The 26,237-nt window shown below is 72.1% G+C and carries 26 protein-coding genes; 11 read left to right on the forward strand and 15 right to left on the reverse strand.

Annotated features, from left to right (window positions below; all coding sequences use genetic code 11):
- Nucleotides 1-9: 9 nt before the first annotated feature.
- Complete coding sequence (locus MMF93_RS16420; protein ID WP_242752258.1) at nucleotides 10-969, reverse strand: BRO-N domain-containing protein; 960 nt, start codon at nucleotides 967-969, stop codon at nucleotides 10-12.
- Nucleotides 970-1,268: 299 nt separating this feature from the next.
- Here MMF93_RS16420 and MMF93_RS16425 point away from each other — a divergent pair, with 299 nt between their 5' ends.
- A complete protein-coding gene (locus MMF93_RS16425; protein WP_242757606.1) occupies nucleotides 1,269-1,769 on the forward strand; it encodes an NUDIX domain-containing protein in 501 nt (166 codons plus the stop codon).
- Between the two features lie 43 nt (nucleotides 1,770-1,812).
- Here MMF93_RS16425 and MMF93_RS33510 read toward each other — a convergent pair whose 3' ends face one another.
- The 3 genes from MMF93_RS33510 to MMF93_RS16440 form a co-directional block, all read right to left on the reverse strand.
- Nucleotides 1,813-3,822 (reverse strand): pyridoxamine 5'-phosphate oxidase family protein, encoded by a 2,010-nt coding sequence (locus MMF93_RS33510; protein WP_341483276.1) that lies wholly within the window; start codon nucleotides 3,820-3,822, stop codon nucleotides 1,813-1,815.
- 80 nt (nucleotides 3,823-3,902) lie between these two features.
- Nucleotides 3,903-5,489: a globin domain-containing protein gene (locus MMF93_RS16435; protein WP_242752261.1), complete on the reverse strand. Its 1,587-nt coding sequence runs from the start codon at nucleotides 5,487-5,489 to the stop codon at nucleotides 3,903-3,905.
- A 211-nt stretch (nucleotides 5,490-5,700) separates the two neighbouring features.
- Nucleotides 5,701-6,411 carry an HAD family hydrolase gene (locus MMF93_RS16440; RefSeq protein ID WP_242752264.1) on the reverse strand — a complete coding sequence of 237 codons (711 nt, stop codon included), beginning with the start codon at nucleotides 6,409-6,411 and terminating at the stop codon, nucleotides 5,701-5,703.
- Between the two features lie 132 nt (nucleotides 6,412-6,543).
- On the opposite strand from MMF93_RS16440, the gene MMF93_RS16445 reads away from it, so the two are divergent.
- Nucleotides 6,544-7,104 (forward strand): DUF2269 domain-containing protein, encoded by a 561-nt coding sequence (locus tag MMF93_RS16445; protein WP_242752267.1) that lies wholly within the window; start codon nucleotides 6,544-6,546, stop codon nucleotides 7,102-7,104.
- 295 nt (nucleotides 7,105-7,399) lie between these two features.
- Entirely contained in the window at nucleotides 7,400-7,798 is a 399-nt protein-coding gene (locus tag MMF93_RS16450) for a GNAT family N-acetyltransferase (protein ID WP_423835613.1), read from the forward strand.
- 239 nt (nucleotides 7,799-8,037) lie between these two features.
- On the opposite strand, the gene MMF93_RS16455 is transcribed toward MMF93_RS16450, so the two are convergent.
- The gene (locus tag MMF93_RS16455) at nucleotides 8,038-8,487 is read right to left on the reverse strand and encodes a YunG family protein (RefSeq protein WP_242752269.1); all 450 of its coding nucleotides are present in this window, start codon (nucleotides 8,485-8,487) and stop codon (nucleotides 8,038-8,040) included.
- A 124-nt stretch (nucleotides 8,488-8,611) separates the two neighbouring features.
- Nucleotides 8,612-9,280 carry a winged helix-turn-helix domain-containing protein gene (locus MMF93_RS16460; RefSeq protein ID WP_242752282.1) on the reverse strand — a complete coding sequence of 223 codons (669 nt, stop codon included), beginning with the start codon at nucleotides 9,278-9,280 and terminating at the stop codon, nucleotides 8,612-8,614.
- A 166-nt stretch (nucleotides 9,281-9,446) separates the two neighbouring features.
- Here MMF93_RS16460 and def point away from each other — a divergent pair, with 166 nt between their 5' ends.
- Nucleotides 9,447-10,112, forward strand: coding sequence for a peptide deformylase (def, locus tag MMF93_RS16465; protein ID WP_242752285.1), 666 nt, complete (start codon nucleotides 9,447-9,449; stop codon nucleotides 10,110-10,112).
- A gap of 80 nt (nucleotides 10,113-10,192) precedes the next feature.
- On the opposite strand, the gene MMF93_RS33515 is transcribed toward def, so the two are convergent.
- Entirely contained in the window at nucleotides 10,193-10,759 is a 567-nt protein-coding gene (locus MMF93_RS33515; protein WP_341483277.1) for a VOC family protein, read from the reverse strand.
- Between MMF93_RS33515 and MMF93_RS16475 the strand changes: the two genes are divergently transcribed.
- Nucleotides 10,697-11,431, forward strand: a complete 735-nt coding sequence (locus tag MMF93_RS16475; protein WP_242752288.1) for a dienelactone hydrolase family protein — start codon at nucleotides 10,697-10,699, stop codon at nucleotides 11,429-11,431. The genes MMF93_RS33515 and MMF93_RS16475 overlap by 63 nt on opposite strands.
- 68 nt (nucleotides 11,432-11,499) lie before the next feature.
- On the opposite strand, the gene MMF93_RS16480 is transcribed toward MMF93_RS16475, so the two are convergent.
- Nucleotides 11,500-12,105, reverse strand: coding sequence for a TetR/AcrR family transcriptional regulator (locus MMF93_RS16480; RefSeq protein WP_242752290.1), 606 nt, complete (start codon nucleotides 12,103-12,105; stop codon nucleotides 11,500-11,502).
- A 190-nt stretch (nucleotides 12,106-12,295) separates the two neighbouring features.
- On the opposite strand from MMF93_RS16480, the gene MMF93_RS16485 reads away from it, so the two are divergent.
- From MMF93_RS16485 to MMF93_RS16495, 3 genes are all read left to right on the forward strand, one after another.
- On the forward strand, nucleotides 12,296-13,456 hold the full coding sequence (locus tag MMF93_RS16485; RefSeq protein ID WP_242752292.1) for an FAD-dependent monooxygenase: 1,161 nt from the start codon (nucleotides 12,296-12,298) through the stop codon (nucleotides 13,454-13,456).
- Nucleotides 13,457-13,539: 83 nt separating this feature from the next.
- Nucleotides 13,540-15,072, forward strand: a complete 1,533-nt coding sequence (locus tag MMF93_RS16490) for an MFS transporter (RefSeq protein ID WP_242752303.1) — start codon at nucleotides 13,540-13,542, stop codon at nucleotides 15,070-15,072.
- A 152-nt stretch (nucleotides 15,073-15,224) separates the two neighbouring features.
- Nucleotides 15,225-16,238, forward strand: a complete 1,014-nt coding sequence (locus MMF93_RS16495; RefSeq protein ID WP_242752306.1) for an NADPH:quinone reductase — start codon at nucleotides 15,225-15,227, stop codon at nucleotides 16,236-16,238.
- 119 nt (nucleotides 16,239-16,357) lie between these two features.
- Here the strand turns inward: MMF93_RS16495 and MMF93_RS16500 are convergent, their stop codons facing one another.
- Nucleotides 16,358-17,050 carry a type 1 glutamine amidotransferase domain-containing protein gene (locus MMF93_RS16500; protein WP_242752308.1) on the reverse strand — a complete coding sequence of 231 codons (693 nt, stop codon included), beginning with the start codon at nucleotides 17,048-17,050 and terminating at the stop codon, nucleotides 16,358-16,360.
- A gap of 217 nt (nucleotides 17,051-17,267) precedes the next feature.
- Here MMF93_RS16500 and MMF93_RS16505 point away from each other — a divergent pair, with 217 nt between their 5' ends.
- A complete protein-coding gene (locus MMF93_RS16505; RefSeq protein WP_242752310.1) occupies nucleotides 17,268-18,134 on the forward strand; it encodes a helix-turn-helix transcriptional regulator in 867 nt (288 codons plus the stop codon).
- Nucleotides 18,135-18,245: 111 nt separating this feature from the next.
- Here MMF93_RS16505 and MMF93_RS16510 read toward each other — a convergent pair whose 3' ends face one another.
- A complete protein-coding gene (locus MMF93_RS16510) occupies nucleotides 18,246-19,055 on the reverse strand; it encodes a PIG-L family deacetylase (protein WP_242757608.1) in 810 nt (269 codons plus the stop codon).
- A gap of 620 nt (nucleotides 19,056-19,675) precedes the next feature.
- Between MMF93_RS16510 and MMF93_RS16515 the strand changes: the two genes are divergently transcribed.
- The gene (locus MMF93_RS16515) at nucleotides 19,676-20,785 is read left to right on the forward strand and encodes an SMI1/KNR4 family protein (protein ID WP_242752312.1); all 1,110 of its coding nucleotides are present in this window, start codon (nucleotides 19,676-19,678) and stop codon (nucleotides 20,783-20,785) included.
- Between the two features lie 82 nt (nucleotides 20,786-20,867).
- On the opposite strand, the gene MMF93_RS16520 is transcribed toward MMF93_RS16515, so the two are convergent.
- Entirely contained in the window at nucleotides 20,868-21,794 is a 927-nt protein-coding gene (locus MMF93_RS16520) for an NmrA family NAD(P)-binding protein (RefSeq protein WP_242752314.1), read from the reverse strand.
- A gap of 45 nt (nucleotides 21,795-21,839) precedes the next feature.
- On the reverse strand, nucleotides 21,840-22,280 hold the full coding sequence (locus MMF93_RS16525; protein WP_242752315.1) for a hypothetical protein: 441 nt from the start codon (nucleotides 22,278-22,280) through the stop codon (nucleotides 21,840-21,842).
- Between the two features lie 88 nt (nucleotides 22,281-22,368).
- Between MMF93_RS16525 and MMF93_RS16530 the strand changes: the two genes are divergently transcribed.
- Entirely contained in the window at nucleotides 22,369-22,719 is a 351-nt protein-coding gene (locus tag MMF93_RS16530) for a winged helix-turn-helix transcriptional regulator (protein WP_242752317.1), read from the forward strand.
- Between the two features lie 223 nt (nucleotides 22,720-22,942).
- On the opposite strand, the gene MMF93_RS16535 is transcribed toward MMF93_RS16530, so the two are convergent.
- The 3 genes from MMF93_RS16535 to dnaB form a co-directional block, all read right to left on the reverse strand.
- Nucleotides 22,943-23,512: a TetR family transcriptional regulator gene (locus MMF93_RS16535; protein ID WP_242752320.1), complete on the reverse strand. Its 570-nt coding sequence runs from the start codon at nucleotides 23,510-23,512 to the stop codon at nucleotides 22,943-22,945.
- A 102-nt stretch (nucleotides 23,513-23,614) separates the two neighbouring features.
- Nucleotides 23,615-24,007 carry a hypothetical protein gene (locus MMF93_RS16540; protein ID WP_242752323.1) on the reverse strand — a complete coding sequence of 131 codons (393 nt, stop codon included), beginning with the start codon at nucleotides 24,005-24,007 and terminating at the stop codon, nucleotides 23,615-23,617.
- Nucleotides 24,008-24,459: 452 nt separating this feature from the next.
- Nucleotides 24,460-25,995 (reverse strand): replicative DNA helicase, encoded by a 1,536-nt coding sequence (gene dnaB / locus MMF93_RS16545; protein WP_242752326.1) that lies wholly within the window; start codon nucleotides 25,993-25,995, stop codon nucleotides 24,460-24,462.
- Nucleotides 25,996-26,237: the final 242 nt, after the last annotated feature.

Below are 26,237 nucleotides of genomic sequence, written 5' to 3' on the forward strand. Positions count from 1 at the left end.
GGCGCGGCGCTACGCGCCGGGGAGCACGTACACTTGCGCGCCCTCCGCGTCCACCCCCCGCTGCCGCACGCAGTTGTGGCGCAGCAGCAACCGCAGCGCCGCCAGCACCTTCTCCTGCGGCAGACCCGTGCGGCCCACCACCTCCTCCATACGGACCCGTGCCTCGCCCTGCGCCGTCAGCATCCCCGCCATCAACGCGGCCACCGGCCACACGTCCTTGGTGATCGCCAACTGGTTCCGCTCCCAGAGCGACAGCAACGAGACGGCACCCGCGGAACGCTGCGGTGCGGGGACAGGGGCGGGGTGCGCCTCCCGGCGCCCGGGGTCCGTGTTCTCGACGAGCCGGCCCAGCAGGCCGATGATCTCCCGGTGCTGCGCGAGCATCTCGTGGTGCTGCGCGAGCATCTCCTGGTGCGCGGCCGTCACCCCGCTCTCGAACCGCCGCTCCTCGCGCCGCTGCGCCAGCCACTCCTCGTCCATGCGCAGGTTGTGCTCCTCCAGCCGCACGATGGCGTCCGCGACCGCCGCCGGCATCGCGTAGGCCGTCGGGCCGTCGGCTTCCCGCGGTTGGACTTCCGCCTTCTCCAGGGTGTAGGTGCCCTCGCGCTGTACTTTGACGACGACTTCGGTGATCCAGTTCTTGAACGGCTCGCACTCGCGTTTCACGCAGCCGTTGACGAGGCGGATGAGGCCGCCGAGACTCAACATCGTCATCGACTTCTTGAGTCCCTGACCTGGCGGAACAGGCCAACCCTCACGGGAAATGAGGGTTTCGAGTGTGGTTCGCATGTCCTCGGGCACGTGTCGTCGCAACGCTTCGCTGGCGTTCGTGTGTCCCAGCTCCCGGGCGACGTCGGCGGCCGGAAACCAGTGCCGGCCGTCCGGTAGCGTCAGCCTCCGTACGCGTGCTCCGGTGGCCGCGTACACGAAGTCGTTGATGTCGATGGCGTCTTGCCACTGCTCGTTCATGAGCATCACCTCCGATGCTCACACAAGCAGCTCATCCGTCGAACGCGGGCCCGGTGAGCGTTCGTTAACTCGAACGAGTGAAGTGCCGCGCACACAAAGGGCGGTTCGTGACTCCCCCCTCTTGCCACGAACCGCCCGGCTCTACGCGCGAAGCTGCGCGGGGCATCCACAATAGTTGACCCAGCGTCAGTGTCCAATCACTTATCGATATAGGCGTATCGAGAGATTTGCTCGTCCGGACACACACAGTTACCAAAGCGGAGGGTTTGACCTACGCCCACTTGGGCCAGACCTCCTGCATGTTCGTCGCACGCCCAGTGGTCAAGCGGACTGCCCGCGCCCTCCTCCTCGCCCCCGGGGACGAGCGAGGCCCCGAGGAACTGATCGTCATCAAGCGCACCAAGCCTGGTCGGGAGCCGTACTGGATCACGCCGGGCGGCGGCGTCGAGCCGGACGTCGACCGCACCGTGGTGGACGCCCTGCACCGCGAGGTCCACGAGGAGTTGGGGGCGGAGATCACCGACGTGGTGCCCGCCTTCGTGGACACGGTGAGTGATCCCGAGGAGACTCCGGGTGGTGTAAAAATTCAGCACTTCTTCGTGTGCCGTCTCGTTTCGATGGACCCCGCGCTGCGTCACGGGCCCGAAGTCGACAACCCGTGCGGCCGGTACGAGATCACCCGGCTCCCCTTCACACCCGAGGGCGTCACCTCCGTCGACCTGGTGCCCGCGGCGCTGCGCACCTATCTGGCCGCCAACATCGAAGGGGTACGTGCCCTGCTGGCGCCCGACCTCGGATGAGCACCCCGAATCCGGCCGCGCAGCAGGATCCGCACCTAAGGCCTCAGCCGAACCATCCCTGGAACGCGGAGTCCGGTTGGGGCTCGTCGGTCTCCGCGCCCCGGCGCTGTGCCTCGGCCAGCGCCCGCTCGGCCTCCTGGCGCCAGGCGGAGATGTCCCGTGCGTACGCGTCGTCGTCCACCGAACCGGGCCCGGAACGCGCCGAGATGGCGGCGGAGACGCCCGACGGTGCGGACGGGACGGCAGGGGGCGTCGGCGCCGCGTGCCGCCGCCGCCTGGGCAGCGGGGCGGGCACGGACGGAGGCGGAATGGTGTAGTCGGCCTCCCCGACGGCGCCTCCCCCACCCCCGCCGCCGTCCACGGACGGCGAGGTGGCGGCGTACGCGTACGTGTGCGCGTCGGGGTACGTCGCCGGGCTCGCGTCGGCGTGCGTCGCAGGGCTCGCGTCCGGGGGGACGGGTGCCGGTGGTGGTGCCTGTGCGGGGTCTGGCGCGGGCGGGTCCGCGGGGGCGTCCGCCGCGTCGCCGGTCACCGGGTACCAGGCCGCCGGCTCCGGCACCGGAACGGGCCCCACTACGGGCGGGGCCGCCGGCATCCGGGGCACCGGCGGCACGTGCGGCGGCTGCGCCGGCGGTGCCGGGTACCCGGCGGGCTGCCCCTGCCGTGCGGGGCCGTCGCCGGGTTGGCCGGCTGCGCCGGTGGGGCCGTGCGCGGCGTCGTCCGACTGTCTCTCCTCGGCCTCGCCCGTGCGCCGGGTGAGGACGGCCAGGCGCTGTGTGGCCTCGTCCGGTCGCTGGTCGGCGTCCGCCGGTGGCCGTGGGGCCTCCGCGGAGCGCTCGTCGACATCGTCCGGCCGCTCGTCGACGACGGCCAGCCGCTGGGCGGAGTCGCCGGATCGCTGGGCGGGGACGACCGCTCGGGGGGACGGCCCGCGGGCGACGGTGTGCGGACGGCTGGGCGGCCGCCCGCCGGACGCCTCGGAGGGACCGTCAGTGAGGCCCTCGGAGGGGTGGGTGGCCGGGCCCGGTGCGGTCGTCAGGGGGTTGGCGGCCGGCTCGGCGCCCCCGCGCTCGGGGGACCGCTCCGCCGCGAGGGAGTGCGTCTCGTCACCACCGAGGGCCGACGTCCCCGCGTGGGCGGGCGCCTCGCGGTCCGGCTCGCCAGGTGCGCAGGGCGCCGCGGAGGCGCGCGGTGCTTCGGCGGACCGGGCCGGCGCCGCCGCCGGCTCTTCCGCCTCGTCCGCGCGGGCGGCACGGGCCGCGCGGGCGTCCCGTGCCGCGCCGAAGAAGTCGCCGCCCTTGCGCTTGTAGTCGTCTGTGCCCCACTCGCGGGCCGGGCGGCGCGGTGCCCGCTGGAGGTGGGGGATGTGCTTCGCGCAGTGGATGTACGCCTCCTCGACGTCGACCCGCACCCACAGCACGGCGCGCCGCCCCGGTACGGGGTCCTCGGGCAGGTCGGGTATCCAGGGGCGCAGTTCGGCGTCGTCGAGGACCTCGGCACGCCCGTTGACGTGCAGTCCGATGCGGGCGCGGATGAAGTCGACCAGCAGGAGGCCCACATGGGGGTTCTCCTGGAGGTTGCCGAGGCTGGCGTGGACGCCGTTGCCCCGGTACTCGGGGAAGATCAGCGTCCGTTCGTCGAGTACGCGCAGGAACCCTGGGGGACCCGCGCGGAAGCTGTTGTCGCACTCGCCGTCGCGGTCGGACGTGGCGAGGAAGAACATCTCCTGCTGGCGGACGAACTCGCGCATCCGCTCGTTGAGGTGGTCGAGCATCTGGTCGTCGTAGAAGCGGTTCGCGCGCTTCTGGGAGCCGATACGTTCCTGCAGCGCGTGTTCGCCCGCGCTGCCGGGGCGCCGCGCCTGGGCACCGGCGGCGTCGGCAGGGAAGCCGCCGGAAAGGCCTGCCGGGGCTCCGGCGGGCGCTTCGGTCCCCACGCGCGCGGGGGAGCCGGCGTGCGCACCGACGTGCGCTTCGGTACGCGCTCCGGTTCGCGCGGCGGCAGGCGTCGTGTGCCCGGCGGGCCCCTCCCCGCTTCCGTTCGCCTCACTCACCGCCGACACTCGTCCCCTCCCACAGCTTTCCACAGCGTCCTCGACCGGTTTCCGGTGTCACCGACGCAACACCTCATCACTTACGCCCCCTGCGCGACCAGTTCTTCGAGGGAATCGTGGCGTATGCGGTGGGTGGGGATACCGAGTCCCACCAGCGCCTCGACCCCGCTGCGGATCATTCCGGGCGGACCGGAGAGGTAGCCGTCGTACGCGGCCCAGGGGCCGTAACGGCGTACGGCGTCGGGGAGTTCACCGGCGAGCGCGTCGGGGACCGCGAGTGCTCCGCCCGTGGCGACGACGGGGCGTACGGACAGCCAGTCGTAGCGGTCCTGGAGCCCCAGCATGGTGTCCAGGTCGTAGAGGTCGTGGTTGGTGCGGGCGCCGTAGAACACCTCGACGGGTCGGATCGTGCCCCGCCCGGCCACGTCCTCGACCAGCGCCTTGATGGGGGCGATGCCGGTGCCGCCGCCCAGGCACAGCAGGCCGCTGTCGGCGCGGTGGTCGACGGTCATCGAGCCCGCCGGGGGCCCGAGCCGCAGCACGTCGCCGGGGCGGGCCCGCTGCACCAGCGAGGAGGAGACCCACCCCGCGGGTACGGACTTGACGTGGAAGGAGAGCAGTCCGTCCGTGCGGGGCGCCGAAGCGAAGGAGTAGTGCCGCCACACGCGGGGCCACCAGGGGGTTTCCAGGCTGGTGTACTGGCCGGCGCGGAAGGGGTAGGGCTGGTCGGGCCGCACGGTGATCACGGCGATCTGCGGGGTGCGGCGCTCGTGGGAGACGATCTCGGCGTCCCACCAGGCGGGGGAGTGGCGTTCGGCCTCGGCCGCCGCGTCGATCATCTTCTGGGAGATCGCGGTGTAGGCGCGCACCCAGGCCGCCTCCGTGCGCGGACCCCAGCTGTGGGGGGCGTAGCGGGCGAGCGCCGCCATGAGGCACTCGCCGACGGCCGGGTAGTGGGTGGGAAGCGTCCCGTACTTGCGGTGTCCGCGGCCCAGGTTGGCGAGGTAGTCGCCGAAGAGTCTGCCGTCGTCGAAGAGGCGTACGGCGGTCAGCAGCGCGCGGAAGAGCCGGTCGCGCTGACCGTCCATGGCGGCGGGGAACATCTCGCGCAGGTGCGGGTACTGGACGAACAGCAGTGCGTAGAAGTACGCCGTCGCGGCGTCGGAGGAACGTTCCAGCTCCTCCATGCTCGCGCGTATCAGCTCCGTGTCGCCCGGCTCGGCGCCCTCGGGTACGTCACCGGCTGCTGGGTGCGCTGGGGCAGCTGCTGGGTGCGTTCGGGCGGTTCCTGGGTGCGCGCCCGCGGCTGACGCCTGCGTGGCCGCGGCTGCCGTGTGCGCGTCCGCTCGGGCGGCGGAGGCCGGGTGGGTTTCCGCGTGTGCGGGGGCTTCCGCTGGGGCGGGGGCCGCCGACTGGTGCACGGGGGCCGCCTGTCGCGCGGGGGGCGCCTGCTGGGCCGGGGCACCCTGCCGGGCGGGGGGTCCCTGCTGAGCGGGGGATTCCCGCTGGGCCGGCGCTGCCGCTGGGGGCGTCGCTGCCGGTGTGGTGCCGTTGCTGGCCGGCGCGGTGTGCTCCGCGGGTGCGGCATCGGACGGCGGGGGCGTGAACCAGCCCCGCCCGCCGCTGCCACCGGCGGACGCACCGTCGCTGCCCGACATGGTGGTCATGCTCGCCTCGCCTTGTACCTCTACCGGATGTTGCGTGCCCATCCGCGTTCCGAAAGTTTCGGCAATCCGCCCCCCTGTGAACATCGCGCGTGGAAACCTTCGCAGTTCTCCAGCACGATGCGGGAGGGACCCGACCATACCGTGAAGGCTTCGCTCCACAACCCCCGTTCGCCGTTCCGGCGAATTCCGCCATTCGGAACACCGAAGTGAATTACCGTGGCGGCGGAACGAGTCCGTACGCCTCGCGCAGATCGCGTCCCGCATAGTGGTACGACGCGAGGGAACGCACATGCTCATCGGCGTTGACGGCGACCGAGACGGGCACGGTGGCGAACAGTTCGGCGTCGGAGAGGGAGTCGCCGTAGGCCACGCAGTCGCGGGGCGCCACCCCGAATTGGGCACAGAGTTCCTGCGCGATCTTCACCTTCGAGGACGGAGAGAGAATCCCGGCGGGGTCCACGGGCCGCGTGGGATACCTCGCACTTCCGTTCGGCATTGCGCGGGGAACCTCCGGCCACCGTGAACCGTGCGTAGCGTCCGCCCCCCAATCCCGTAGTCGCCGCACAAAGAAATCCGGCGAGAGGGAAATCACCGCGCAGTGCTCCCCGTTCGCCCTGATCTGTTCCCACACCTCCCGGATGCCCGCCAGCCACGGTGCGCCCGTGAAGGCCGCCTCGACGATCTCCTCGGTCAGCTCCGCCCACAGCGCGCACGCCCGCGCGGCGAACTGCGGCGGAGTCAACTCGCGCTGCGCGAACGCACGCTCCAGAGCGCCGATCTCCCGCTCGACGCCGAGTTGCTGCGCGATCTCGACGGCGGCCGCGGAGCCGTACAACAGGGTGCCGTCGAGGTCGAAGAGGTGGAGTCGGGGGCGCCGTCGTCCCGGCGCCTGTGGTGCGCTCACGTACTCAGCCGGGTCCATACCGCGATCGTACGAGCCCGCCACCGGCAGCCGGCACCTGGCGGCGACGCCCTGCCGTACTCGGCCGCGAGTAGCCGCGGATACTCCCGCCGTCAGACGCCGCCGAGGCCCGCCGGACACAGACTCGGCGCCATGCGGCGACTGACTCGACGTGCCCGCAGAGGCACCCTCGCGCTCCACGTCTGCGCCTCGGCCGGCTGGCTGGGCATGACGCTGTGCCTGCTGGCTCTCGGCCTCACCGCGGCGCTCACCGGCTCCGCGACGGTGGCGGAGGCCTCGTACCGCTCCATGAAGGTGTACGGCGACTGGCTCGTCGGCCCGCTCGCCCTGCTCACCCTGGGCACCGGTCTCCTCCTCTCCCTTGGCACCCCGTGGGGGCTGGCGCGGCACTGGTGGGTGTGGGTCAAGTTCTGGCTCACCACGGCCGCCGCGCTGGCGAGCGTGCTGGCCTTCCGCGTACGGATCGACAGCACGGTGGCCGACGTGGTGGCGGGCCGGCCCGTCCTGCCGTTCGAGCTGGTGATCCCGCCCGTCCTCTCCCTGAGCGCGTACGTCTTCATGACGGTGATCTCCGTCCTCAAGCCGTGGGGGCCGACGGCGCGAGGGCGGCGCCACCGGGCCGCCGCCCCCACGCGGCGCGTGGCACGCGCAGCCCTGGCGGACACCGGCCAAGGCCCACGCCGGGACGGCTGACCCCCGTGGTCCGCCGCCCCGCCTGCTGTCCAGCAGCGTGCCCGGTTGGCAGGGGTACGCCGACGGCGTCGGCCAGGGTCAGCCGGTGCACATCAGCGAGAGGGCCGCGGCCGTCCGCGAGCTCGCTCCGGCACCGGCGTAACCGGTCGACCGGCGCCGCCCGGGGCGTAAAGTGCGGAGGATGACCACCGCATCCACCGGCTCGGCCGCGCCCGCCGAGTCACCCACCGAGTCGCCCGACGCGGGGTTCACCGTGCGCAGGGCCACCGCCGAGGATCTCCCCGCGATCGTCGCCATGCTCGCCGACGACCCGCTCGGGGCCGCCCGCGAGACGCCTGCCGACATGGCGCCCTACCGCGCCGCGTTCAGCCGCATCGATCCGGATCCGCAGCAGCACCTGGTCGTCGCCGAACGCGACGGCAAGCCGGTCGGCACGCTGCACCTGACCGTCATCCCCGGCCTGTCGCGCCGCGGGGCGGCCCGCGCGCTGATCGAGGCCGTACGCATCCATGCCGACGCCCGGGGCGAGGGGCTCGGCACCTGGCTCATCGAGTGGGCGATCGCCGAGGCACGCCGGCAGGACTGCGTGCTGGTGCAGCTCACGTCCGACGCCACCCGCGTCGACGCGCACCGCTTCTACGAAAGGCTCGGCTTCGAGGCCTCACACCTCGGCTTCAAGATGCCGCTGGCCTGAGGCCTGCCGCTCGCACCGTCCACCCGAGGCCCGAGAACCGCCGCAACCTCGGCACGGTCCTGCTGGTCCCGTGAGCGGGGAGCGGGCGCCACTCGGCGAGGCTCCGGCACGCCGCCTCGGGCCAACACCGGACCCGCCTGAACCACCCACCGGGTCCTGGCCGACCCGGACCGGACCGGAACCGCCAGTGGGCCAGCCCCGCCCGCTCGCCCGCCGGGCGAGCGCCGGCCGCTCGGCCGTCACCTGCCGAGCCGGGCCCGCACACGACCGCGCAACAGCGTGTACTCCGCCGCCCGGCGCAGCGGGCGACCCACCGGGCGGGGCACGGTGACGCCCTCCGTGACGACCTGACCGGCACGGAACTGATCCCGCGTGAGGTCTATCTCACGGCCGCCCGGCAGCCGGTTCCACCAGTGGAAGCCCTGCTGCTCGCCGTTGACCGCGTACACCTCCCCGCACATCAGCTCGCCGCCCAGCAGATCGTGCACCACCAAAGCGGTGACATCACACTGGCCCCACGAGGGGTTGGCCGGGCTCCAGCCGGCCCGGGCCAGGTCGTCCGGCGAGCACGTGTCCGCGCCCCAGGACTGACGCAGGGCCCACTCGAGCCGGCCCAGCCCACCGTCTATCCGCCCCAACTCCCCCGCACCCACGCCCACACCGGCAACCTCGACCGCATCCACACTCATGCCCGCAAGCATGCCCCACGCCACTGACAACGACCCCTGGGGAGCGCAACGGGAGGACACGATCCCGCCACACTGAGGGGAGCCCCCACCCCACAACGGGACACAAGCGAAGGAAACGTCCGGCTCACGGTGCGGCCTGCGGCCTGCCGCCCGGCCCACGCTCCTCCTCGTCCGTCCCCTGGGGAAGGAGGGGGAAGAGCCGGGTGATGAGGGCGACGGGGCGGGCGCCGTCCGGACGGGCCAGCGGACGCTGCTCGCGGTCCTGGTAGGGGGCCAGTGCCCGTCGCACGGCGTCCGCGACCCGGGTCATCTCCTCCGGGGTCAGGTAGGCGACGGCGCTGAAGGCCTCCTCGCGGCGCCACGCGTCCGGCGCCCGGTCCCGCTGGGCGAGCCACCGCTGCCAGCTCTCGTCCTCCAGACCCCGGGCCAGGGCGCCGAACTCCCCGGAAGAAGCACCGGACTCCCCGGAAGAAGCACCGGACTCCGCGGGAGAGGCACCGGACTCCGCGGGGGAGGTGTCGGCGGACCGCGGCTGGCGCCGCAGGCGCCAGGGCCGGGCGCGGCCACCCGTGTGCGGGGCCTCCTCGATACGTCCGTGGCGCGCGAGCTGGCGAAGGTGGAACGAGCAGAGCCCGGAGCTGTAGCCCAGCCGCCCGGCCGCTTCGGTCGCGGTGACGGCGCCCACCTCGGCGAGGAGCCCGAGCAGGGCCGTGCGGACCTCGTGCTCGCGCAGTCCGTCGCCGGTGCCGGTTGCCTGCCGGGGTGCCGCCGGGTCGAGGTCGTCTTCAGTCACTTTGCAAAGTCTGCTACTTTGCAAAGTGTCTGGCAAGTGGTGGCACGTGATGAGTGGTGGCAAGTGGCCGGCATGGGTCCTTGCCGGGACGTCGGGCGCGGCGAGGTCCGCCTGGCCCGTGGGCGTGCGCGGCGCCGATGGGGCGCACGCGGAAGGGGAGACAGCGATGCCTGTTCGTCGTGAGCGGTCCCGGTTCCTCGACCGGCGGGTCCATGTCCAGGGCGGACCCGTCGCGTCCTACCCGGCACGCGCCCCCGAGGCGGAGCGGGGTGCGGTGCGCCGGGTCACCGAAGTGGGTGAGGAGGTCCTGCACCGCCCGTGCCGCGAGGTGACCGCCTTCGGGTCCGATGACCTGTCGACGCTGATCGACGACATGTTCCTGACGATGTACGTGGCCGACGGCGCGGGGCTCGCCGCCAACCAGGTGGGTGTCAGCCTGCGGCTGTTCGTCTACGACTGCCCCGACGACAACGGGGTGCGGCACGTCGGCCACCTCGTCAACCCCACTCTCGAACTGCCCGACGCGCCGGACCGCCGGCTCCTCGACGACTCCGAGGGCTGCCTGTCCGTCCCCGGCGCCTCCCTGACGGTGCCGCGCACCGACCGCGCCGTAGCCCGCGGGTTCGACAAGGAAGGCAACCCCCTCGTCATCGAGGGAACCGGCTACTTCGCCCGGTGCCTGCAGCACGAGACCGACCACCTCTTCGGCCGCACGTACCTGGACCGGCTCTCCAAGCGGGACCGCAAGGAGGCGCTACGGCAGATGGAGGACCGCCGCGCAGCCGTCCACGCACAACGTGCGGCGAACTCGGCCGGGTTGCGCCACGCCTGAGGCCACACGCGGGGGGCCGGCGGGGGCCGGCCGGGACCGCCGTGCACGGTCCGCCCCGCAGCGCGGACCGTGCACGGCGGTCAGTCGGCCAGCCAGAGGCAGAAGGGGTGCCCTGCCGGGTCGAGCCAGACACGGACGTCGTCCTGCGGCTGGTGGTCGGCGAGGGTCGCCCCCAGCGCGGCAGCTCGGGCTCCGGCGCTCTCCAGGTCGTCGACGCGGATGTGCATCATCATCTGCTGATCGAAAGGTCCGGCGGCGGGCCAGCGGGGGCGGACGTGGTTCTCCTCCCGCTGGACGGCGAGGCCCACTCCGCCCCCGGCCGCTCGCAACAGGATCCAGTCCGGCTCCTCCGCCTCGATGTCCCAGTCGAGAAACCGCAGGTAGAAGCGTGCGAGAACGCCTGGGTCCGGTGCGCCGATGGTGACGGCGTGCGTAAGCCATGTCGTTCCACCCCTCCCATACCCTGAGCCGCCTCCCTTGGCGACGCGGCCACCGTGCCAGGCAACGCTCGTCCGCCGAGAGTGCTTCTCTGCCGAGAGAGAAAGGGCGGCCCGGGCGACTCGGCCCTCGCTAGGGTCCGTCTCATGACGGCAGTCACCACGCGCACGGTCACGTATCCGGCCGACGGGCTGACGATGGCCGGGCACCTCGCGCTCCCCGCCGGTACCGGCCGTCGGCCCGCGGTGCTGGTCGGCCCCGAGGGCATGGGGCTCAGCGACGTCGAGCGCCGCCGGGCCGACGCGCTCGCCGCGTCGGGGTACGTGGCGCTGGCCTTCGACGTGCACGGCGGGCGCTACCTGAGCGACCCCCAGGAGATGCTGGCCCGTTGCACGCCGCTGCTCGCCGACCCCGACAGGATGCGGGGCATCGGCCGTGCGGCGCTCGACGTACTGCGTGCCGAGCCGCGGGCCGACCCCGACCGGGTCGCCGCCATCGGTTACGGCACCGGGGGCGCGGTCGCGCTGGAACTCGGACGCGCGGGCGTCGGCCTGCGGGCGATCGGGACGGTCAACGCGCTGACCACGGGGCGGCCCGGCGAGGCGGCGCGCATCCGCTGCCCCGTGTGGGCCGGGGTGGGATCGCAGGACCCGATCATGTCCGCTGAGCAGCGGGCCGCGTTCGCCGCCGAGATGCAGGACGCGGGCGTCGACTGGCGCCTCGTCGTCTACGGCGGCGCCCTGCACGCCTTCCACCATCCGCCGGTCGACCACGACGCGGTCCCCGGCGTCGGTCACCACCCGCTCCACGCGCGGCGGGCCTGGCGCGACCTCGTCGACCTGCTCACCGAGTGCCTGCCCGTGACGGGTACCTGCCCGTGACGGGCGCCTGCCCGTAACAGGACGGTGCGGTCAGAGCGCGCGGCTCGCGCGCTCGTCCAGGGGTTGTCTCACGCGTGCGGTGCCGTCGCCCGGATACCGGCGAGTACCACGCCCACGATGCGCTCAGCATCCTTCCGGGTGAACGGGCGCATGCCGCGGTTGACGATGAGGTGGACCGGGCCGGAGATCATCTCACCGAGGAAAGGGCTGTCCACCGGGGGAAGTTCGCCCCGCTCCACGGCGGTGTCCACCCGCCGCCGCATCGCGGCCACGCGTTCGTCGAGGATCCTGGTCAGTGCCTGGACGGTGCGGCTCTGGCGCGCCGGCTGGATGGCCTGTTCGAGCGTCCGCCCGAACGGTGTCTCCAGACCGCCGGCGAGCGCCACCAGAAAGTCCACCAGGTCCCGGTGGATGTCGCCGGTGTCGGCGACCGAGGCGAGGTCCTCGACGTACCGCAACAGGGCCTCGACCACCAGTTCCTCACGGTCGGGCCAGTTGCGGTAGACGCTGGTCTTGTGCACGCCGGCGGTCTCGGCGACCTCCTCGTAGCGGAAGTTCGCGATGCCGTCGCGCGCCACGAGTTCGACGGTCGCGGCGAGGATCTGCGCTCTCACCCGCGCGTTGCGGCCGCCGGGGCGTCGTGCGGGCGGCCGGTCAGCGGTCCGGTCGGCCATCGCCACGCTCACCTCTCGTTCTTCGCTCGGGTGCCGATTGTCGCCAGGTGCGGCGTTGTAGTGCAAGCCGGTGGCGCGTAAGCTCCTTAAAAGCGACAGCCTGTTTCTTTAACGCTGCGGCTCGCCGCGGCGGCAGCCTGCCCGCGAGCCGCACCGCGCGGACCCACCCCAGCGAACCTGGAGCAGACACGTGAAGATCCTCGTCTCCGGAGCCGGTGTCGCCGGCCTCGCCTGCGCACGCGAACTCGGCACCCGCGGCCACGACGTCACCGTCGTCGAGTACGCCCGCCACCTCCGGCTCACCGGCACCCCCATCGACATCCGCGGTGACGCGATCGAGGCCGCGGACCGGATGGGACTCCTCGCGCGGATCAGGGAGCGGCGGGTGAGGATGTCCGAGCTCACCCAGTTCGTCGACGGCGCCGGCGAGCCGGTGGCCCGGATGCCGATGGCCGAGGTCAGCGACTCCGACGACGACGTCGAACTCCTCCGCGAGGACCTCCTGCGGATCCTCGCCCACGCGCTCCCCGACACCGCGGCGATCCGCTTCGGCGACTCGATCGAGGCGCTGACCGACAGCGGCGACGAGACCACCGGAGGCGGCGACGGAGGCGCCGAGGACGGCCGCGGCGGTGTCGACGTGCGGTTCGCGTCGGGCCGCACCGGGCGGTACGACCTGGTGATAGGCGCCGACGGCCAGCACTCCGCCGTTCGCGCACTGGTGTTCGGGCCCGAGGAGGACTACCTCAGACACCTCGGTGTCTACTTCGCCCTCGCCGAACACCCCGGCGGGACACGGTCCGAGAGCACCAACTCGATATACAACGTCCCCCGCCGAATGGCAGGCGTCTTCCGGTACGGGGGCAGGACCGTCGCGGTCTTCCAGTTCCGCTCGGAGGCGCTCGACTACGACCACCGCGACCAGGCGGCCCAGAAGAGGATCCTTCTCGACGCCTTCGCCGGCTACCGGTCGTGGCGGATCCCCGAACTGCTCGACGCGGCCCTCGCCGACCCCGGCTTCTTCTTCACCTCCGCGAGCCAGATCCACCTGCCCTCCTGGCACCGCGGCCGCGTCGTCCTCGTCGGGGACGCCGGGTACAGCCCGGCCTTCCTCTCCGGCCGCGGCACCTCACTCGCGCTCACCGGCGCCCGCTTCCTCGCCGAGGAACTCGAACGGTGCGGCGACGACCACACCGCCGCGTATCCCCGCTACGAGACCCGGCAGCGCCCCTACGTCACCTTCGCCCAGGACCGCGTCCACAGCGGTCGCGACCGCATGCTGCCGACCACCTGGGCCGCCATCGCCGCCCGCAACGAGGCGCTGCGGGCATCCGGCGCCGGCGCGCTGTGAACCTGCACGGCGTCGCACGTCACGGCCACGACCAAACCACCACGCACACGACCCCGCCCACGACGCGCTGGAGAGAACGCACCGTGAACGAGCACCCCACGCTGGACAAGCCCGGCCCGCGACCCGACCCCGGCCCCGGCATTGCCGCCGGCCCCCAGGAGCACCGCTGGAGCAAACGGCTCGTCCTGTGGGCGGCCGTGCTCACCCTCGCCAATGTCCTGGCCGACGTGGCCATCGGCTCGCCGATGATGGTCCTGCCCCAGTTACTGGAACACTTCCACACCGACCAGGCCGCGTGGCTGAACTCGAGCGCGATGCTGGCCGGGGCCCTCTGGTCGCCGCTGCTCGCGAAGTGCTCCGACCTCTTCGGCAAGCGCCGCCTCCTCATCGGCACGCTGCTCCTCGCCTGCACCGGAGCGCTGGTCTGCCTCACAGCGCCCAACGTCTGGATCTTCCTGCTGGGCCGCTTCGTGCAGGGTGCCGCCTTCGCCGCGGTCTTCCTCACCGTGGCCCTCGCACGCCAGATCTGCACCGCGCGGGTGGCGATGGCCCTGGTCGGGCTCGTCACGTCCGGGTCCTCGGTGGTCGGCATCATCGAACCGTTCCTGATGCAGCCGGTCATCGACGCGTTTGGCTACCGCAGCGTGTTCATCGTGGCGGCACTGCTCGCGGCGGCAGCCGCGCTGTGCGTACGGGCCTTCATCCCGGAGTCGCCGATCCGCAGCACCGGCAGGATCGACCTGGGCGGTGCTCTCCTGCTCGGCGGCGGCCTCGGCGCCGTACTCGCCTACGTCAGCCTCGGCAGGGAACTCGGGTGGCTGTCGGGCGGCATGGTCACGCTGCTGGTGGCCGGTGCGGCCGCGCTGGCCGGGTGGGCGTACCTCGGCCTGCGGGTCGACGAACCCGTGATCGACATCCGGGCCCTCACCCGCCCGATCCTGCTGACGCTGCTGGCCCTCATCCTGGCGGCAGGCTCCTTCCGCAGCATGCTCCAACTGACCAGCATCGTCGCCCAGGTGGACCCCAGCCTCGGGCTCGGCTACGGGCTCGGCGACGGAGGGGCCGTCGCGGTGCTGCTCGCCACACCCAATCTCGGCATCGTCCTCGGCGGCACGTGCGCCGGATGGATCGCGGGGCGGTTCGGTCCCGCACCGCCCCTCCTCGGCGGTATCGCCCTCGGGATCGTGGCGACCTTCGCGATGCTGTCGGGCGTGTCGGTGCTCCCGCTGGCGCTCGCCTGCGGCGCCATGACCGGCATGGCCGCGGGCGCCATCGGCGCCTCCGGGTACAACCTGGCGACCAGCATCGAACCCCCCACACAGCAGGGCACGATCGCCGGCGTGGTGTCCGTCGTGCTGGCCCTCGGCTCGGTCGTCTTCACCTTCGCCGGCGGCGAGGTGCTCAAAGCGACCCGCATCCCCGGCACCCTGGCCGACGGCGCCCCGGTGAGCACGGCGACCGGCGTGTACCTCTACGTCACGATGGCGGGCGTGCTCTTCGCCCTCGCCGCGGTGCCCGCGATCATGCTGGTGCGCAACCGGTCCGCCACGCCGGGCGAACCGGCCACACCGACGGTGACGACGGCGCCGACGGTGACGACCGTGACGACGGGGTGACCGCGGAGTGTGCCGGCCCCTCGGGACCCGCGGGCCTCCGGAATACCCCCGCTCGGTGCGGGGGTTGAGGGAGTGCCTCATGCGCGGCGGCGTGCTCCCCGGGCGGCAGCCCACCGCTCCCGGGACAAGGGCGAGTGAAAGACAGGTGAGAGATGAGATCCGTCGTGCGGACGGCTGCCGGCGGCCCTGAGGTTCTGCGGCTCGTCGAACGTCCGGTCCCCGAGCCCGGCCCGGGCCAGGTACGGGTCCGGGTGCACGTCTCGGGCCTCAACCCGACCGACTGGCGCAGTCGCAGACGCGCCCTGCCGCCCGGCATGAGCGAGCAGGTGCCCCACCAGGACGGCGCCGGGGTGATCGACGCCGTCGGTCCGCGGGTGGACCCGGCGCGGGTCGGACAGCGGGTGTGGATCTGGGAGGCCGCCTGGGAGCGGCCCTGGGGCACGGCACAGCAGTACACGCTCGTCCCCGACCGGCAAGCCGTCCTCCTGCCCGACCACGCCGCGTTCGCACTCGGCGCGGCCCTGGGCATCCCGGCCCTGACCGCCCACCGCGCACTGACCGTCCACGACGGCGGTCCCACACACCTCGCGCCCTGCACCCTGCACGGCGCGACCGTACTGGTGGCCGGCGGCGCCGGCGCGGTCGGCAACGCGGCCGTCCAGCTCGCCCGCTGGGCCGGGGCGCGCGTCGTCACCACCGTCAGCGGACCCGCCAAGGCCGCGCTGGCGCGCGCGGCCGGTGCCCACGGGGTCGTCGACTACCGCGCCCAGGACGCGGTCGCGGAGGTCCTGGACTTCGCACCCGAGGGCGTCGACATCGTCGTGGAGGTCGCACCGGGCACCAACGCCGCGCTCGACCTCGCGGTGACCGCGCCGGGAGCCGTGGTGGCCTCCTACTCGGGTGGCGAGGACGAACGCCTGTCCGTCCCCGTGCTCTCCTCGCTCCCGAAGAACCTGCGCTGGCAGAGCGTCTTCGTCTACACCGTGCCGCCCGCGGCCAAGCAACAGGCGCTCACCGACGTCGCGGCGGCCGTGGACGCGGGCGCGCTGCGCGTGGGCGAGGCGGCCGGACTGCCGCTGCACCGCTATCCGCTGGAGCGCGTCGCCGACGCCCACACCGCACTCGAACAGGGCGTCATCGGGAAGGTCCTGCTCGACATCCCGTGACCATGCCGTCGACGGCGGGCCCGCAGCCGAGCCGCCGCAGCGCGCGGGCCCGCAACCGAGCCGTCACAGCGTGCGGGCCCGCAGCCGAGCCGCCGCCGCGTGCGGGCCAGGCGCCCCGCTCAGCCGAGGGCGGCGATCATGTCCTCGGCCATGCGGGCGCTGGAGGCCGGGTTCTGCCCGGTGAACAGGTTGCGGTCCCGCACGTTGAACTGCTCGTAGGCAGGACCGCCCGCGTGCACGGCGCCCCGCTCCCTCAGCCGGGCGGCCAGCAGCCAGGGAGCGCCCTCGGCCGTGCCGAACAGCCGCTCCTCCTCGTCGGTGAACGCGGCCATCCGGCGGCCGGCGAACAGCCACGCCCCTTCCGCGTCCACCGCGCTGAGCAGGGCGGCGGGGCCGTGGCAGACAGCTCCGATGAGCTTCCCCGCCGCGTCCGCGGCGGTCAGCAGACGGCCCAGAGCAGCATCCTGGTGGAGGTCCACGACCGGACCGTGGCCGCCGGGCAGCACCACCGCGGCATAGGCGTCGACGCCGACCTCGTCCAGCTTCAGCAGGGGCCCGTATCCCCCCAGCACCTTCTCCGCGTGCGCCACGTAACGGGCGCAGTCCGCACCGGCGACCTCGGGGTCGGCGCTGTGCTGGTCGATCGGTTGCAGCACCCCGCCAGGGGAAGCGAAATCGACCGTGTGACCGGCCTCGACGAACCTCTCGTGCGGGGCGGCCACCTCCTCGGCCCAGTAACCGGTCGGATAGACCGAGCCATCGGTACGCTCCCAGCCACTGGCGGCGGACATGACGATCAGGATCCTGCTCATGGGCACACGGTTCCTCTCGGAGAGACGGGACGGGACTGCCGCACGGAGAACCCGCCCGGCACCCCTCCAGCCTGTGCCGCGCCCCACCCCGGCGCGGGCCCATACCACGCCCTGCGCGACCGTGGACCGCCGAACCCAGGACCGTCCGACCCAGGACCGCTGGACCCAGGACGCACAGGGCCCGCCGCGAGCCGTCGCCGTCCGCGACACTGGAGGTGTGGCCGACAAGAACCATGAACTCGCCGACTTCCTCAAACGCGCCCGCGGCCAGAGCGACCCGTCCAGGGCCGGCCTGCCGCCGGACAGCCGCGTACGGCGCGTCCCGGGCCTGCGCAGGGAAGAGGTGGCCCGCCTGGCCGGAGTCTCGACCGACTACTACACCCGCCTCGAACAGGGCAGGAACATCACGCCCTCACCGGCCGTGATCGAGGCGATCGGCCGCGCCCTCGTCCTCGACGAGGCAGGCAGGGCCCACCTGCGTGACCTCCTCGGTGTGACCGCTGCCCCGGCCCGGCACCCAGGACGCGCCCAGCGCGTACGCCACGGCCTGCACCAGCTCCTCGACGCCCTCGACGGCGCGCCCGCCCTCGTCCTCGGCCGCCGTACCGACATCCTCGCCGCCAACCGCATGGCGCGGGCCCTGTTCTCCGACTTCGAGCAGCTGCCGCACCGCGAGCGCAACTACGCCCGCTGGATGTTCCTCGACGACGACGCCCGCGCGCTGTTCACCGACTGGGAGGACCAAGCGCGCGCCGCGGTCGAGAGCCTGCGTCTCGACGCGGGGCGCGACCCCGACGACCAGGCCACCGCCGCCCTCATCGCCGACCTGCGCGCACGCAGCCACGCGTTCGACGCCTGGTGGGAGCAGCACCGCGTCCATCAGCGCACCCACGGCTCCAAGCGCCTGCGCCACCCCCTCGTCGGTGACCTCACCGTCGAGTACGAGACCCTCACGCCCCCCGGAGACCCGGACACGACCCTGTACGTCTACACCGCCGAACCCGGCTCCCCCTCGCAACGGGCGCTCGACCTCCTCGCCAGCTGGACCTCCCCCTCCCCCCGCACCACCACCCGCTCGCCCTGAGCGGGCCCTGGACCACCACACGCACTCGCCCGCGTACCGGGCCGGCCGCACCGCCTTCTCGACGCGGGGACGAAGGCCGGGGTGCCCCGGCCTCCGCTCCGGGTGTATGGATCAGCGCAGGCCGGCGAAGAGGTCGTTCTCGGGGACGGCCGCGCCGGTGGCGTCCTGGACCCGTACGAAGGTCTCCATGCCCATGAACTCGCCGAACCTCTCCTTGCCCATTTTGAGGAAGAAGATGTTCTCGCCCTGACTGGCGTGCGCGGCCAGCGAGTCGAACTTCTGGTCGCTGAACGCGGTGGTGTCCACCCACGTGGTGATCTCGTCGTCGGGGAGGCCGAGCTCGGCCATCGCGGCGGCCTCGGCAGGGTCCGGCTCCGGCATGTCCGGATGGAACTCGCGCATGACCTCGCCGAACCGCTGCATGCCCGAGCGGGGCATCGTCGTCCAGTACACCTTCGGTGTCAGCGCGGTCGCCTCCAGCGCCGCCATCGTGATGCGGTGGGCCTGGATGTGGTCGGGGTGGCCGTAGAAGCCGTTCTCGTCGTAGGTGACGACCACATCGGGTCGGTAGTGCCGCATCAGTTCCGCGAGTCGGGCCGCGCCTTCCTCCACGGGGGTCTGCCAGAAGGACCCGGGGGCTTCGTTGCTCGGCCAGCCCACCATTCCGGAGTCGGCGTACTCCAGCATCTCCAGATCGCTGATCTTGAGGGCTGCACAGCTCGCCTCGAGTTCTTGACGGCGCATCGAGGCGACGGCCGCCGGGTCGTGCCCGGGATCGCCCGGTTTCACACCCCCCGGCCCGTCACCGCAACCGCCGTCGGTACACGTCACGAGAACCGTGCGGATGCCTTCCGCCGCGTACCGAGCGAGGACTCCGCCGGTTGAGGTGGCCTCGTCGTCGGGGTGGGCGTGTACGGCCATGAGCGTCAAGGGCCGGTCGGTCTTCAAGCAGTCCTCCTGCGGAGATACGTCGTGATCCGAGTGTGCGGCGGGCGTACCGCGATCCCGGGACCCGGTTCCTGTCGAGGCAGCTGGCCTTGTGGTCTCCGAGTTCCCCGCCCGTGCGGCGCCGAGCGCTCGACCGGTGCAACGCTGCCGGCCGGGCCCCTGTTCCCGGCGCGGCCGCCCGTGCGGGGAACGTGCCCTTTCCTCGTCCCCGAGGCCGAGGAACATGAGGACTTCGTCGCGGTCGTCACCGGGTCCGAGGCGAAGAGCTCCCGGCCGGCGCCCGATCTCCTTCCAGCCGAGCCGGCCGTAGAAGTTCTCCAGCCCGACCCCGCCGCGGGCTGCCAGGTGCAGCTGCTCGAGCCCCATCTCGTCACGGGCGACGCCCTGGGCCCTTCCATCAGGGCGCTGCCGATGCCCTGTCCGCGCCTGTCGGTGCGGGTCTGGACGTGGTGGAGGGTCCCCCAGTGGGTGATGGGGAAGCCGAGCGTGTCGGAAGGCATGCGGGCAGCGTCCCAGGAGCCACTGACAGCGGACGGCTTCGGCGTCGGCCCCGCTGTGTGAGGGGCCGGGGGCATGGTGCGAGCGTGTCGGTCATGACCACTGACACACCAGCGGATGTGCGCGTCACCCAGGCATGGAGCCGGATCGTGGAATGGCTGGCCGAGTACGCCCAGCCGTCGTACGCGGCCCTCAGACCCGGCGCCTGCGAGGACGAGATCACAGCCGTGGAAGAAGCCCTCGGCGTGAGCGTTCCTGAGGAGTTGAAGGCGCTGTGGCGGCTGTCCGCCGGTGAGGACGGCGTAGCCGGTTCGGGGCTCATGCTGGGCGCCTGGGCCCTGATGCCGCTCGACGCCGTGATCGAGGTTCACCGGACGCGGATGCGGCTGCAGGAGGAGGAGGGCGTGGACGGCACCGCGGACGAGGACGCCCTGGCCCTGTGGAAGCCCTCCTGGATACCGTTCTGCTCCCTCGACCCCGACGACACCGACTACGGCCTCTACGTCGACGGCGTGACCGGTGAGGTGGCGCAGTGGACCAGGTTCGGTGAGTGCGAGCGGGAGTACGCGTCGCTGCCCGCCTACCTGGAGCTCATGGCGGTCAGCCTGGAAGCCCCCTTGACGGCGGCCGGCCCGGAGAAGCCCGGCATGGTGGGCGGCGCCCTGGTGTGGGGACCCCCTCGCGACGAGGAGCGCGAGGACCGGTGGACGCGCCACCTCGGCGAGGCCCCGCCGCGCCACCCCGCGAAGACCCTCGGCGCGATCCGGAAAGCTCTGCCCGGCGAGGCGAGCGAGGAGTTCGACGAGCAGCGCGACGCCCTCGACCTGGCCGACCCCGAGGCCGTCGCCGCCTTCCTGGACCACTGGTGGGAGCGTGCCGTGCGGGCGCAGAAGGAGCTGGAGGACGACGTCGCCGCCGCGCTGGGCGGGAACATCATGGCCCGGCCCGGCCACAAGCTGGCGCCGGAGTACGAGGCCACGCTGCCGCCCGCCATCCGCCACCTCCCGCCGTCCCTGCACGACATCAGCGCCGCCCTGCGCCACGAGAGCGTCCGCGCACGGTTCAGCCAGGACCTGATGGACTCGATCCCGCCGCACTATCCGGCGCTGCTGCTGCGGTGGTGGGACATCGCCCGCCTGATGGCCGACCCGCGCGGCGATCGGGCCGTACGCGCCGTCGTCAACGGCCGCCGCACCCCGGGCTAGGCCGCACCGAACGGTCTGGAGCGGCCCGGAGCGGCGAGTCCCGTCGTGCGTGCCCGCGTTCGCCACGTGAGGTGGTGGGTGGTCATCCCTTCCATCCGGTGCGGTGCAGCCAGTTCTCGAAGGTCATCACGTCGGGGTGCAGGCGGCGCAGGAGGTCGATGTCCCGGTCTCGGGCGTAGAGATCACGGTCGGCGAAGAACTGGAACATCGCCGCGTAGTCGTGGCTGAAGTCGGGGACGGCGGCGTGCAGGTCGTCGTGCGGCATCGGCAGGTAGGTGCTGGGGGTGCCCGTGACCCGCGCGAAGGTGGCGGCGATCTCGTCGCCGGTGAGGCTGTCGCCGATCACCGCGAGGTCGCGGGCGCCCCAGGACTGCCAGTTGTCGAACATGTGGCCGGCGAACCAGGCGATGTCGTCCAGGGCGACGAGCGGATAGCGGGCGGCGCCGAGGGGGAGGTGGAAGGTCAGGCCGCCTTGGCCGTCCGGTCGGGGGGCGAGTCGGTCCCGCAGGTTCTCGAAGTACGGCGCGGTGGTCAGTACCGAGACGTGGTCCGTGTACCAGCCGTCGGTCTCCTTCCGGAGCATTTCCTGTGACCGCATCAGGCCGATGTGGGCGGCGACGGCGGCTTTGCTGTCGAAGTGCGGGACGGGGCGGCCGGTCAGGGACACCGCGCTGTCCAGCGAGGACCAGATGAAACGCTCCACGCCGGCCCGCTCCGCGGCCGCCAGCCAGTGCAGCCCTTGACGGTACTCACCCACGACGCTGCCCGTCGCGAAGAAGTCGGTGTTGGCGAACACGCGGTCGGCCTGCCCGATCAGGACCTCCGGGGCCGCCGAGTCGGAGCGGACCAGTCGCACCCGGCCGGGTGCGATCGCGGCGAGTGCGGTGGCGTGGGCGGACTCCGGGCGGCGGGTGGGAACGGTGAGGGTGGCGTCGGTGGTGGCCAGCAGGTGCCGGACCACGCGGCTGCCCATGGCACCGGTGCCGCCGACGACGAGGACGTGGGTCATGGCGTACTTCTCTGATGTGTCAGCGGTGCGTGCCAGCCGTGTGTGTCAGCGGTGTGTGTCAGCACGTGTTCGGCCGGCGGGGCATGGGGGGGCAACGCAGACGTCGCCGGACTCACGGACGTGGTCGAGGATCTGGCCGACCATGCCCGCGAGGAGCGGGCGGCCTGCGACGTGGGCGTAGAGGGTCAGGCGGAAGACGCCAGGGCCGGGAGCGTCGCGCAACTGGTCCAGCGACTCACGGTGCGGGTCGCGGTAGGCGTACGGGCCGCCCGCAGCGTCGCGGACGATGTCGAGCAGCCGCCGGATGCCGGTGGTGACACCGTAGTCCGCCCAGGAGGTGCTGTGCGTGTCGTGGATGCCGGACAGCGGCCACGCGGCGGCCATCGGCGCGTAGGCGGGCCAGTGCCCTGGTGACCACAGCTCCCACGCGACGGTGACCAGCGCGGCGGCCTTCCGCTCGCCCGGACGGGCGGTCTCTGCCTCCATGCGGTCCCCCTGCTCGGTAGCCTCCGCCGTAGACGCTAGTGAGGCGGTGGGTACCTCCGGGTTCCCGGCAGCGGGCTACCGTCGCGGCATGCGTGAGTACCCCGGCAGCGTCTTCCTCGCCGACTGCCCGGCTCGGCTGGCGATCGAGATCATCGCCGACAAGTGGGCGGTGGTCGTGCTGTTCGCGTTGAGCCGGGCACCGTGCAGGCACGGCGAGCTGGTCGGCCTGATCGGCGGCATCTCGCGGAAGGTGCTGACCCAGACGCTGCGGCGGTTGCAGGGATACGGCCTGGTCGACCGCCATGCCGAGGCCGGCAAGGTCGAGTACGTACTGACGGACCTGGGCCGAACGCTGGTGGAGCCGATCGCCGTGCTGACCGAGTGGGCCCACGAGCACGGCGCGGCGGTGGTGGGCTTCCAGGGATCCGAAACGGAGTAAGTGTGCTCGGCGTGCGATGCGGAGGGCGCGTCGTCCCGAAGGCGCCGGTTCCACAAGGCCGACAGCAGCCTCGGTAAGGGCGTTTGTGCGTGCTCGCGACAGATCCTGCACCGCGCCTGTAGGTTCTCGCCGCTCATGTCCTGGGGCACCGCCCTGATCAGCGGGTTTCGGAGTTGTCTCGGCCCGTGTCCAGGCGCCCGTATCTCAGTTCCGTGGCATCTCTTCAGCAGCGTTTGATGGCGGCGACGATGAGGTCAGCGAGGGCGTCCGCGTAGTGGTGGGCATCGGCCTCGGGATGCTCATGGAGGTAGGTGACCATCGTGTCGATGGCACCCTGGTAGGTGATCGACATGACCCGCGTGTCGAAGTCGCGGAGGCTCCCCTCTTCCTGACCGCGACGGAACAGGGCTTCCTGGCCTTGGTAGGTCTCTTCGTACTCGGTGAGGCCGAGACGTAGGGTCCCGTCGGCCTCACGCAGGTTGGTGCTGATCTGCCGCATCGCGGTCAGCTCGGCTTGGTGCGTCACGCTCAGGCCGGCCACACGGCGAATCGCCGCGCGGATGACCTCGGGAACCGGATCGGTCAGGACGAGAGAGTCGGCAATGGTCTGCCTGAGGGTCGCCAGAGTCGTCCTGGCGACTGTTTCCATCAGGCGATCCTTGTCTGTGAAGTAGTGCGAGACCAAGCCTTTGGAAACATCCGCCTGTTCGGCGATCCGGGCCAGGGAGGCACCTTCGTAGCCGAGTTCGGCGACCACCGCGATAGTGGCCTTGATGATCTGTGTCCGACGCACCTCCTCACTGAGGCGCTGACGATTGCTCGGACGCGGGCGAGGCTCTCGGCGGGGTGTGTTCACACCATTATTCCTAGCAAGCGCGTTTGTGAGAGACACCCGTCAGCGGGCTGCCGAACGACGGACAAGGATGAGCAGTACCGACATCCACAGGGCGATCGCCACCATCTCGACCCGCATCCACCCCGGGAAGAGACCCGGCAGGGCAGCTTCCACCAGGTTCACGACGAGCATCGCCGTGGCGATGATGCCGAGTGCCCGGACTGCCCTCGTGCTGCCCGATCGGGCGGACCGGAGTCGCACCAGAAGGAGGATGGCGAAGAACGTGACGACCAGGGCGTGCCCCCACGCTTCGTCGGTCGCCTGTTTCGGGGCCGTGGACGCCATGACCACCAGCGCCGCGACCGTTCCGACCATGGCGGCGGCGTAGACCCCGACCAGCACACTGACGGCACCGAGCTGCTGAGGTGCGTGAGTCCCACCACTGTTGACCATACGGCCAATATTATTGACCGCGTGGTCAATGTCAACCTGGAACCAGAGGTCTTCCTCCTCCCAGTAGCAGCGCATGCTCCCAGTAGCAGCGTCGTCACCCGCTCATGATGGCGGAGGCGAGTGACGGCGGTCGCGGGCTCGGAGGGCCGCGTTGTGGCTTGCTCCGCCGCGGGGGCGGACAGGGATGTTGTGGGTGTGGGCCCAGCGGGCCATGTTCGCGGGGCTCATCCCGGTCTCGCGGGCGAGGCCGGGCAGGGTCCGGCGCCGGTGGACGTACTGCTCGGTCAGCCAGTCCCGTTCGATGGTGCCGCGGCGCTTGAGTCCTGTGGGCCCTCGCGGAGCGGATGCCGTCCTCCCTGACGAGTTCGGTCAGCACTCTGCGGGAGAACCCGGTGAGGGTGGTGATCTGCTGGAGGGAAGCGCGGTGAACCACTCCGCGCGACACCCGCGCGTCAGGTCTGCGCCATGTCCACGAAGCGGGAGTAGTGGCCCTGGAAGGCGACGGTGATCGTCGCCGTCGGACCGTTGCGGTGCTTGGCGACGATCAGGTCCGCCTCGCCGGCGCGGGGGGACTCCTTCTCGTAGGCGTCCTCGCGGTGGAGGAGGATGACCATGTCGGCATCCTGTTCGATGGAGCCCGACTCGCGCAGGTCGGAGACCATCGGTTTCTTGTCCGTGCGCTGCTCGGGTCCTCGGTTGAGCTGGGAGAGGGCGATGACCGGCACCTCCAGCTCCTTGGCCAGCAGCTTGAGGTTCCGGGACATCTCCGAGACCTCCTGCTGGCGGGATTCGGGGCGGCGGGAGCCGCCCGTCTGCATCAGCTGGAGGTAGTCGATGACGATCAGCTGGAGGTCGTTGCGCTGCTTGAGCCGGCGGCACTTGGCGCGGATCTCCATCATCGACAGGTTCGGCGAGTCGTCGATGTAGAGCGGCGCGTCGGTGACGCCGGGCATCTGCCGGGCCAGCCGCGTCCAGTCCTCGTCCGTCATCGACCCGGACCGCATGTGGTGCAGCGCCACCCGCGCCTCCGCCGACAGCAGCCGCATGGCGATCTCGTTCCGCCCCATCTCCAGCGAGAAGATCACGCTGGGCATGGCGTGCTTGATGGAGCAGGCGCGGGCGAAGTCGAGGGCGAGGGTGGACTTGCCCATGGCGGGGCGGGCCGCGATGACGATCATCTGGCCCGGGTGGAGGCCGTTGGTGAGGGAGTCCAAATCGGTGAAGCCGGTGGGGACGCCGGTCATCTGCCCGCTGCGGGAGCCGATGGCCTCGATCTCGTCGAGGGCGCCCTCCATGATGTCGGCGAGGGGGAGGTAGTCCTCGGAGGTGCGCTGCTCGGTGACGGCGTAGATCTCGGCCTGGGCGCCGTTGACGATGTCGTCGACGTCGCCGTCGGCCGCGTAACCCATCTGGGTGATGCGCGTGCCGGCCTCCACGAGGCGGCGCAGCACCGCGCGTTCGCGGACGATCTCCGCGTAGTAGAGCGCGTTGGCCGCGGTGGGCACCGCCTGGACGAGCGACTGGACGTAGCCGGGGCCGCCGACGCGGCCGATCTCGCCGCGGCGGGTCAGCTCGGCGGTGACGGTGATGGGGTCGGCGGGCTCGCCCTTGGCGTAGAGGTCGAGGACGGCCTGGTAGACCGTCTCGTGCGCGGGCCGGTAGAAGTCCTGGCCCTTGAGGGTCTCGACGACGTCGGCGATGGCGTCCTTGGACAGCAGCATGCCGCCGAGGACGGACTTCTCCGCCTCCAGATCCTGCGGAGGTACCCGCTCGAAGCCGCCGGGCGGGCCTTCGGGACCGCGCTCGTGCTGCTCGGGCAGGCCGCCGCCGGACCGGTCGTCCCCGCGGCGGGAGCCGCGGGAGCCGTTACCGCCCGCGTAGCCGTACCCGTCGCCGCCTCGGCCGCCCGACCGGACGACGGGGAAGCCCTCCTCGGCCGCGAGGTCGGCGGCCCAGGGGTCCTCCACCTGCTCGGGTTGCTGCGTCACCCGCCTCGCCTCCTCCCACGGCTCCGTCGTACGGCACAGTCTTACGGCACAGCACTGACAAAGGCTGGCAGTCGATGCGCCTCATCCCGGGTTACGGCACGTCGGTCGGCCGGTGAAGAAACGGGGAACGGCGGGCGCGCGCTGGTACACCGTAGGCGGCCCGCGCGGTTCAGCCAATCACCTTATCCACAGGGTGGTGTGGACAGTCGGGGCCAAGCTGTGGAGAAGTCCCCGAAAGCTGT

This window comes from Streptomyces tubbatahanensis (assembly GCF_022699385.1).
GTDB lineage: Bacteria > Actinomycetota > Actinomycetes > Streptomycetales > Streptomycetaceae > Streptomyces > Streptomyces diacarni.